Origin of the sequence: Comamonas sp. B-9 (assembly GCF_000410635.1) — a bacterium.
In the GTDB taxonomy this organism is placed as follows: Bacteria; Pseudomonadota; Gammaproteobacteria; order Burkholderiales; family Burkholderiaceae_C; genus Comamonas.
In genome coordinates, this window is record NZ_KE148657.1 from 113530 (window position 1) to 122865 (window position 9336).

Here is a 9336-nt window from a genome sequence, read left to right on the forward strand (position 1 = left end):
CAACGGCCTCGAAGCCGTGCGCGTTGTCGCCCGTATCGATGAGAACTGGTGCATCGGCTGCACCTTGTGCATCAAGGCCTGCCCGACCGATGCCATCCTGGGCGCGAACAAGCGCATGCACACCGTCATTCCCGAGGCCTGCACCGGCTGCGAGCTGTGCCTGCCGGTCTGCCCGGTCGATTGCATCGAACTGGACAACGCCAGCGGCGAGGCCACTGGCTGGGCCGCCTGGAGCCCGGCGAAAGCCGATGAGGCGCGGCTGCGCTACCACAGGCACCAGCAGCGCCTGGACGGCGCCCACCGCCCGCAGGCATCCGCCCCGGCAGCAAGCGCAACCAGTGCGCCTCGCGCAGCCCCCGCAGGGCTCAGCGCCCAAGCGGCCCAGGCTGCCGCCGTCAGTGCAGCGGCAGCGCAAAATAACGCGGCCAGCAAGGCCACATTGGCGGCGCCGGCCGCTGCCGACAAAAAGGCAATCCTGGCCGCCATTTTGGCCAAAGCCAAGCAGCAACAAGGCGGCAAGCCGTCGTCTTAATGGCTGCACAGCGCCTGGGGGCCGCTAAAAGACCGCCAAAAGGCCGCCAAACCCCTACCGGGCATGACAGAACGGCGCAAAAAAACCGGTGCTGCTGCACCATAATGGCTGGCTTATGAACCCCTTGCTCCAGAAACTGCAGCCCTACCCGTTTGAGCGCCTGCGCCAGTTGTTTGCCGGTGTCACGCCACCCGCAGACAAGTCGCCCATCAGCCTGGGTATCGGTGAGCCCCGCCACCCCACGCCCGCCTTTATCGAGCAAGCGCTCTCGGACAACCTGGCCGGCCTCTCGGTCTACCCCGCCACCGCCGGCACACCCGCCCTGCGCGAGGCTTTTGCCGCCTGGCTGTCCACGCGCTACGGCCTGCAGGTGGATGGGCAAAAGCACACCTTGCCGGTCAATGGCAGCCGCGAAGCACTGTTTGCGTTCACGCAGACGGTGGTTGACAGCAGCAAGCCAGGCCCGGTCGTGCTCTGCCCCAACCCGTTCTACCAAATTTACGAAGGCGCGGCCCTGCTTGCAGGCGCCACGCCCTACTACGTGCCCAGCATCGCCAGCAAGAACTTTGCCGTCGACTGGGCCAGCGTGCCCGAGGACATCTGGCAGCGCACCCAGCTGATCTTTGTCTGCTCGCCGGGCAACCCCACCGGCGCCGTGATGCCGCTTGACGAGTGGAAAAAGCTGTTTGAGCTGTCCGACCGCTATGGCTTTGTCATTGCGTCTGACGAGTGCTACAGCGAAATCTACTTCCGCGACGAGCCGCCTCTGGGCGGCATGCAGGCAGCGGCGCAACTGGGCCGCAGCGATTTTCGCCGCCTGGTGTCCTTCACCAGCCTGTCCAAGCGCAGCAATGTGCCGGGCCTGCGCAGCGGTTTTGTCGCGGGCGACGCCGAGCTGATCAAGGCCTTCACGCTCTACCGCACCTACCAGGGCGGCGCGATGAGCCCGCCGGTGCAGGCGGCCAGCATTGCGGCCTGGGGCGATGAGCGCCATGTCGAAGACAACCGCGAGCAATACCGCCGCAAGTTTGCCGAAGTCACGCCCGTGCTGTCGGCCGTGATGGATGTGCAGCTGCCAGACGCCAGCTTCTACCTCTGGGCCGGCGTGCCCCCAGAGATGGGCTTGTCCGACACCGAGTTCGCGCGCGAACTCTATGCCCAATACAATGTCACGGTTCTGCCAGGCAGCTATCTGGCCCGTGACTTCAACGGCAGCAACCCAGGCGCTGGCCGCATCCGCATGGCCCTGGTGGCCCAGACCGCCGAATGCCTGGAAGCCGCACAGCGCATTGCCCAATTCATTCAATCCTGGAAAAAAGCCTAAACCATGACGCAACAACTGCAAACCATCATCGAATCCGCCTGGGAAGCCCGCACGGCGCTCGCGCCTGCCTCGGCACCCAAAGAAATCGTCGATGCGGTCGACCATGTGATCAACGCCCTGGACAAAGGCGAGCTGCGCGTGGCCACGCGTGAAGGCGTGGGCCAGTGGACCGTGCACCAGTGGATCAAGAAGGCCGTGCTGCTGTCGTTCCGCTTGAAGGACAACGCGCTGGTGCAAGCCGGCGACCTGAACTTCTACGACAAGGTGCCCACCAAGTACGCCGGCATGTCCGAGGCCGATATCGCTGCCACCGGCGTGCGCGTGGTGCCGCCCGCTGTGGCCCGCCGCGGCAGCTTTGTGGCCAAGGGCGCCATCCTGATGCCTTCCTACGTCAACATCGGCGCCTATGTGGGCGAAGGCACCATGGTCGACACCTGGGCGACCGTGGGCTCCTGCGCACAAGTGGGCAAGAACGTCCACCTCTCGGGCGGCGTAGGCCTGGGCGGCGTGCTCGAACCGCTGCAAGCCAACCCCACGATCATTGAAGACAACTGCTTTATCGGCGCCCGCTCCGAAATCGTCGAAGGCGTGATCGTCGAAGAAAACTCGGTCATCTCGATGGGCGTCTACATCAGCCAGTCCACGAAGATCTACAACCGCATGACCGGCGAAGTCACTTATGGCCGCGTGCCTTCGGGCTCGGTGGTGGTCAGCGGCTCCATGCCTGCCAAGGACGGCAGCCACAGCCTGTACTGCGCGGTGATCGTCAAGCAAGTGACGCCCGAGACCCGCGCCAAGACCAGCATCAACGACCTGCTGCGCGACTGATCTGCCGCCTAGGCGATCCACAAGCCCTGCAAGCCTTGCGCTGCAGGGCTTTTTTCTGGCCGCTTGCGCCACGTTGGGCTGCTGCGAGGACGCAACATCGTTTATTGACTGCGTAGCTAAGCCTACAATCTCTGCACAAATTAACAGAGGGAACTGACATGGGAACCATGGAGCGAATCTTGCGCCTGATGGCGGACAACAAAGCCTCGGATGTCTATCTGTCAGCCAATGCGCCCGCGCTGGTCAAGATCCAGGGCGAATGCATCCCCCTCAACAACCAGACCTTGACGCCGGATGCGCCGCGCACCCTGCTCGCCGAGATCGTGCCGCCCGAGCGCATCGAAGAGCTGGACGAAACCGGTGAGCTCAACATCGGCGTGCCGCTCGAAGGCGTGGGCCGCTTCCGCGTCAGCGCCATGCACCAGCGCGGCAGCTGCGCCGTGGTCATCCGCTATGTGCCCCAAGACATCCCCAGCCTGGAGCAGCTGGAGCTGCCCGAGATCTTCCAGGACCTCATCATGGCCCGGCGCGGCCTGGTGCTGTTTGTCGGCGCCACCGGCTCAGGCAAGAGCACATCGCTCGCCGCGATGATCGACCACCGCAACGGCCAGCAAAGCGGCCATATCCTGACGGTGGAAGACCCGATCGAGTACCAGTTCTCCAACCGCCGCTCCATCATCAACCAGCGCGAGGTCGGCAGCGACACCGCCTCGCTGCAGACCGCGCTGAAGAACGCGCTGCGCCAGGCGCCCGATGTGATCATGATTGGCGAAATCCGCGACCGCGAGACCATGTCGGCGGCCATTGCCTACGCGCAATCCGGCCACCTGTGCCTGGCCACCTTGCACGGCAACAACAGCTACCACGCGCTCAACCGGATCCTGAGCTTCTACCCGGTCGAGGTGCGCCCCACGATGCTGGGCGACTTGTCATCAGCGCTGCGCGCCGTGGTCTCGCAGCGCCTGGTCAAGACGGTCTCGGGCAAACGCACCGCTGCCATCGAGGTGATGCTCAACACCAAGCTGGTGGGCGAGATGATCGAGCAAGGCAACTTCTCTGCGGTGCGCGAGGCGATGGAAAAATCGATGGCCGAAGGCTCGGTCACCTTTGAAGGGGCGCTGGCCGCTCTCATCCACAGCGGCAAGATCAGCCGCGAAGAAGGCCTGGCCAACTCCGACTCGCCAACCAACCTGATGTGGCGGCTGCAAAACGACTTCCAGATGGCAGCCAATGCCGCCAAGGCCCAGGTCGCGGCCAAGCCCGAGCTCGACGACGCGGCCTCGTTCACCGAAATCGTGCTCGACGTGAACCAAGAGTAAGATAGCGGCCGTTGCCCCTAGGGATGCTCTGCAAAACCCTCGCCAAGCGGGATGGACGTGGATCGGGATGAGCCGCAAGGCGTCTTTTGCAGTCAATAGCCGTAGCTATTGACAAGGAAGACAACGCAGCGGATCGCCCGAGCCCGCGTTCAGACCACGGCAGGGAGTTTTGCAGAGGTCCCTAGGGCAGCGCGCCACGACGCCGTGGCCATATGCCCTGAATGCGGCCTGCGGGCCGCATTGTTGTTGACCTCTCCGCCCCACCCTTTAGACGCCATGTCCCGCACCCTGCAACTGACCGAGCAACTGATCGCCCGTCCTTCCGTGACGCCCCATGACGAAGGCTGTCTGGACATGGTTTCCGACCTGCTCCAGCCGCTGGGTTTTGCCTGCGAGCGCATGGACAGCGGCCCCGACAGCTTTCGGGTGAGCAACCTCTGGGCGCTGCGCCGCAGCGGCGTGGCCGGTGCCAAGACCGTGGTCTTTGTCGGCCACACCGATGTGGTGCCCACCGGTCCGCTGGAGCAGTGGAACTCACACCCCTTCACCCCCTCGCACCGCGATGGCAAACTGTATGGCCGTGGTGCCAGCGACATGAAGACCTCGATCGCCGCCTTTGTCGTGGCCGCCGAGGAGTTTGTCGCCCAGAACGCTGCAGCGCCGCTGGATATCGCGCTTTTGCTGACCAGTGACGAAGAGGGCCCGAGCGTGGACGGCACCGCCGTCGTCGTCGAGCAGCTGCGCCAGCGCGGCCAGGTGCTGGACTACTGCCTGGTGGGCGAACCCACCGCCGTGCAAAAGCTCGGCGACATGGTCAAGAACGGCCGGCGCGGCAGCCTGACGGGCAAGCTTACCATCCATGGCGTGCAAGGCCATATCGCCTACCCGCAGCTGGCCCGCAACCCCATCCACCAGGGCCTGGGCGCGCTGGGCGAGCTGGCCAGCACCGTGTGGGACGAAGGCAATGCCTTCTTCCCGCCCACCAGCTTCCAGATGAGCAATATCCATGCGGGCACGGGCGCGGGCAATGTGATCCCGGGCCAGATGGTGGTGGACTTCAACTTCCGCTTCAGCACCGAATCGACGGCCGAAAACCTCAAGGCCCGCGTCAAGTCCACCCTGGAGCGCCATGCGCTAGAGTACGACCTGAAGTGGACCCTGGGCGGCAAGCCCTTCCTGACCACACCCGGCGTGCTGGTCACCGCCGTGCAGCAGGCGATCCGCGACGAAGTGGGGCTCGAGACCACCTTGTCGACCACCGGCGGCACGAGCGACGGCCGTTTTGTCGCCGATATCTGCCCGGAAGTCATCGAGATCGGGCCATCGAACGCCACCATCCACAAGATCGACGAGTGCGTGGCCGTGGCCGATATCGAGCCGCTGAAAAACATCTACCGCCGTATTCTGGAAAACCTGGCGCGCTAAGCCAGTACCCAGATAGCCCTGGCGCCAGCCTTGCCTGGCGCCGTGCGGCTGTCATCAAGCCTACAATGGCGGTCTTTGATTTTTGCCTGAGTTGAGCCATGACCACCATCCGCACCCTGATTGATGACAGCGCAGCAGCGCTCAGCGCTGCCGGTGTGCATTTTGGCCATGGAACGACCAATGCGCAGGACGAAGCGAACTGGCTGGTGCTGTGGTCACTGGGCCTGCCGGTGGACAGCGACACCAGCCCGGATGGCGCTGAATCGGTGGCGAACCAAACCGTCGGCGATGAACAGCGCCAAAAGCTCGAAGCGCTTGTGGCCGAGCGCATCCGCAGCCGCAAGCCCGCCGCCTACTTGACCCAGCAGGCCTGGCTGCAAGGCGTGCCCTTCTACATCGACGAGCGCTCCATCGTGCCGCGCAGCCTGATTGCCGAGCTGCTGGCCGATGGCAGCATTGACGACTGGCTGAGCGACAAGACCCGCCAGGTGCTGGACCTGTGTACCGGCAACGGCAGCCTCGCCTGCCTGGCCGCCATGGCCTACCCCGATGTGCAGGTCACCGGCGCCGATCTGTCGGCCGATGCGCTGGCCGTGGCCCGCATCAATGTGGACCAGCATGGCCTGCAAGAGCGCGTGCAGCTGGTTCAATCAGACGGTATGGCGAACGCCCGTGGCCCCTGGGACCTGATCCTCTGCAATCCTCCCTATGTCAACGCCCAGAGCATGGCCAGCCTGCCGCTGGAATACCAGGCCGAGCCCGTGCTGGCACTGGCCGGTGGCCAGGACGGCATGGACTTTGTGCGTCGCCTGATTCTGGAGCTGCCCCTGCGCCTGAGCGAAGACGGTGTGCTGGTGCTGGAGATTGGCAACGAGCGCGCCTACTTTGAAGCCGCCTTCCCTGGGCTGCCGGTGTTCTGGATGGACACCAGCGCCGGCGACGACCAGGTGCTGCTGCTGACCCGCGAAGCGCTGATGCACTGGGCGCAGGAACAACCCACGCAGCTTTGAGCCTGGTTCAGCGTTGATTCAGTAGGCCAGCATTTTGCAGGCCAGCCGGCTGATGGGCCGGTGCAGACAGGATTCCAGCCTGGGCGGCAGCAGCATCGGCTTGAGCAGCATCTGCACCGCCAGCTGGGCCGGCAGGCCGCTGCTGATCAGGTGGTAGATGCGCTGGGCGACATCGTCAAAGCTGCGCTGCCGGTCGGCAAACAGCGCGCCCTTGTGGGCAAACACATGGCGCAGCGCCACATCGGAATCACTCTCGCGCAGTTCTTTCAAGCGGCTGTACAGCGCCTTCGCAATGCGCAGCCGGCCAACGGGCTCCTGGGCCTGCAAGCTTTTGAAGTAGCTCAAGAAATGCTTGAAGTGGCCGACCTCGTCATTGCGGATATGGCCCAGCAGCTCGGTCAGCACCGGCTCCTGGCTGAGCGCGCGCAAGGTGTGGTAGTAGGCCGTGGTGCCCGTCTCCACCACGCAGCGCGCCACCATCTCCAGGCGCGGGTCTTCCAATAGCGCCTCTTGCGTGCACAGCAGCGAATACTCGGCAAAAAAGCTGTCATAGGCCTTTTGCCAGTCAAAACTGGGCCAGACCGCCTCCACATAGCGCCGCAGCGATTCGCCGTGCTGCAGCTCCTCATGCTCCCAGCGCTCTTGCAGCCAATGCTGGATGTCCGGGTAGCGGGCATAGTGCGCGCCCAGGTTGGCGGCATAGGTGTCCGAGCCGGTCTCGACAAAGGAGGCGCTCATCAGCAGGTAGAACATGTCCTCATCGTTGGCCACCGCGCCATGGTCGATCTGCGCATAGGGAATGTCGGCCAGCTGCCAGTGGGACCGCGCCGCTGCAGCCGCGCCCAGGCTGGGTGCTGGCTGGCGGTCACCGGCAGTCCGTCCATGCATTTCAGAGGCTGTTGTCATAGCACTGTCCTTGTGATTGCCATCACTGAAATATGGCGTTTGCACACTGCAGTATGGCCCTGTGGCCGGGGCTTGGGTAGGTCCAGGCCGGTGTCAGCGCCCAACACCTGCCGCCTCCTACAAGGGCATGCGGCATTGGCCTACCTGGGCTTGCAGCAGGCGCCTGGGCGAACGCCAATGGCGCAAGCCGTACGGCCAACCACCGCCCGCTATGCCCTGCATGGCCCTGGGCCAAGCCCAGGGCGGCGATAATCGAGGCCATTCATGATTACGCTGAAAAATATCACCCTGCGCCGCGGCACCAAAGTGCTGCTTGACGGCGTCACCACCACCATCAACCCGGGCGAATCGGTGGGCCTGGTCGGCCGCAATGGCGCTGGCAAGTCCACGCTGTTTGCGCTGCTCAACGGCTCGCTGACGGAAGACGGCGGCGATTTCCACATCCCCGCCCAGTGGCGCATGGGCCAGGTGGCCCAGCACATGCCCGAAACCGACGAATCGGCCACCCAGTTTGTGCTCGAGGGCGACACCCGCCTGGTCGAAGTGCAGGCGCAGCTGGAGGCGGCCGAGGCATCCGGCGACGGCATGGCCCTGGCCCAGGCCTATGCGGACCTCGCCGATGCCGGCGCCCACGATGCCGTTCCCCGCGCGCAGGCGCTGATCCTGGGCCTGGGCTTCAAGGTGCAGGAGCTGGAACACCCGGTCAACAGCTTCTCGGGCGGTTGGCGCATGCGCCTGCAGCTGGCCCGCGCGCTGATGTGCCCCAGCGATCTGCTGCTGCTCGACGAGCCGACCAACCACTTGGATCTGGACGCGCTGGTCTGGCTCGAAGCCTGGCTCAAACGTTACCCCGGCACCCTGATCACCATCAGCCATGACCGCGAATTTCTCGACGCAATCACCAATGTGACCCTGCAGATCCAGGGTGGGCAGCTGACCCGCTACGGCGGCAATTACAGCCGCTTCGAAGAGCTGCGTGCCCAGCAGCTGGAGCTGCAGCAAGCCAGCTTTGCCAAGCAGCAAGAGAAGATGGCGCATCTGCAGAAGTTCATTGACCGCTTCAAGGCCAAGGCCAGCAAGGCCAAACAGGCGCAAAGCCGGGTCAAGCAGCTCGACCGCATGGAGAAGATCGCGCCCGTGCTGGCCGAGGCCGAGTTCACCTTCGAATTCAAGGAACCGGCCAACCTGCCCAACCCGATGTTGGCGATCACCGACGCGGCCTTTGGCTATGAGGACGAAGACGGCAAGCAGACCACGATCTTGCAAGGCGTCAACCGCTCGGTGCTGGCAGGCCAGCGCATTGGTATTCTGGGCGCCAACGGCCAGGGTAAATCGACCCTGGTCAAGACCATTGCCCGCGAGATGAAGGCCCTGGCCGGCACCGTGACCGAGGGCAAGGGCCTCAATATCGGCTACTTTGCCCAGCAGGAGCTGGACGTGTTGCGCCCCAGCGAGAACCCGCTCGAGCACATGATCCGCCTGGCCAAGGAAATCGGCAGCGAAGGCAACAGCGCGCGCGAGCAGGACCTGCGCAACTTCCTGGGCACCTTCAACTTCAGCGGCGACATGGTCAAGCAGGCCGTGGGCAGCATGAGCGGTGGCGAAAAAGCCCGCCTGGTGCTGGCAATGATCGTTTGGCAGCGCCCCAACCTGCTGCTGCTCGATGAGCCAACCAACCACCTGGACCTGGCAACCCGCGAAGCGCTGGCGATGGCACTGAACGACTTTGACGGCACCGTCATGCTGGTCAGCCATGACCGCCATCTGCTGCGCGCCGTCTGCGAGGACTTCTGGATGGTCGGCCGTGGTCAGGTCGGCCCCTTCGATGGCGATCTGGACGACTACCAGCGCTACCTGCTGGACGAATCCAAGCGCCTGCGCGAAGAAGCGCGCCAGGCCGATATGCAATCGCGCAGCAAGGATGCAGCGCCTGCCCCTGTGGCCGCGCCCGTCGCGGCACCGGTTGCGGCACCCGCGCCAGCCCCTGCGCCT

The 9336-nt window shown here is 64.5% G+C and carries 8 protein-coding genes; 7 read left to right on the plus strand and 1 reads right to left on the minus strand.

The features are described 5' to 3' along the window. From H928_RS29345 to prmB, 6 genes are all read left to right on the plus strand, one after another. A partial coding sequence (locus H928_RS29345) for an RnfABCDGE type electron transport complex subunit B (RefSeq protein WP_043341599.1) occupies positions 1 to 532 on the plus strand: 532 nt, incomplete at its 5' end. A 115-nt stretch (positions 533 to 647) separates the two neighbouring features. After that, positions 648 to 1856: a succinyldiaminopimelate transaminase gene (dapC, locus tag H928_RS0122335; RefSeq protein WP_021028491.1), complete on the plus strand. Its 1209-nt coding sequence runs from the start codon at positions 648 to 650 to the stop codon at positions 1854 to 1856. Between the two features lie 3 nt (positions 1857 to 1859). Further along, entirely contained in the window at positions 1860 to 2684 is an 825-nt protein-coding gene (gene dapD, locus H928_RS0122340) for a 2,3,4,5-tetrahydropyridine-2,6-dicarboxylate N-succinyltransferase (RefSeq protein WP_021028492.1), read from the plus strand. Positions 2685 to 2842: 158 nt separating this feature from the next. After that, entirely contained in the window at positions 2843 to 4003 is a 1161-nt protein-coding gene (locus H928_RS0122345) for a PilT/PilU family type 4a pilus ATPase (protein ID WP_021028493.1), read from the plus strand. Between the two features lie 276 nt (positions 4004 to 4279). Then, the gene (gene dapE, locus H928_RS0122350; RefSeq protein WP_021028494.1) at positions 4280 to 5428 is read left to right on the plus strand and encodes a succinyl-diaminopimelate desuccinylase; all 1149 of its coding nucleotides are present in this window, start codon (positions 4280 to 4282) and stop codon (positions 5426 to 5428) included. 98 nt (positions 5429 to 5526) lie between these two features. Then, on the plus strand, positions 5527 to 6438 hold the full coding sequence (prmB, locus tag H928_RS0122355) for a 50S ribosomal protein L3 N(5)-glutamine methyltransferase (protein WP_021028495.1): 912 nt from the start codon (positions 5527 to 5529) through the stop codon (positions 6436 to 6438). A gap of 18 nt (positions 6439 to 6456) precedes the next feature. Here the strand turns inward: prmB and H928_RS32620 are convergent, their stop codons facing one another. Further along, on the minus strand, positions 6457 to 7344 hold the full coding sequence (locus H928_RS32620) for a ferritin-like domain-containing protein (RefSeq protein WP_239645047.1): 888 nt from the start codon (positions 7342 to 7344) through the stop codon (positions 6457 to 6459). A gap of 264 nt (positions 7345 to 7608) precedes the next feature. On the opposite strand from H928_RS32620, the gene H928_RS0122365 reads away from it, so the two are divergent. Then, the coding region (locus tag H928_RS0122365; RefSeq protein WP_021028497.1) for an ABC-F family ATP-binding cassette domain-containing protein at positions 7609 to 9336 on the plus strand (1728 nt) is incomplete at its 3' end.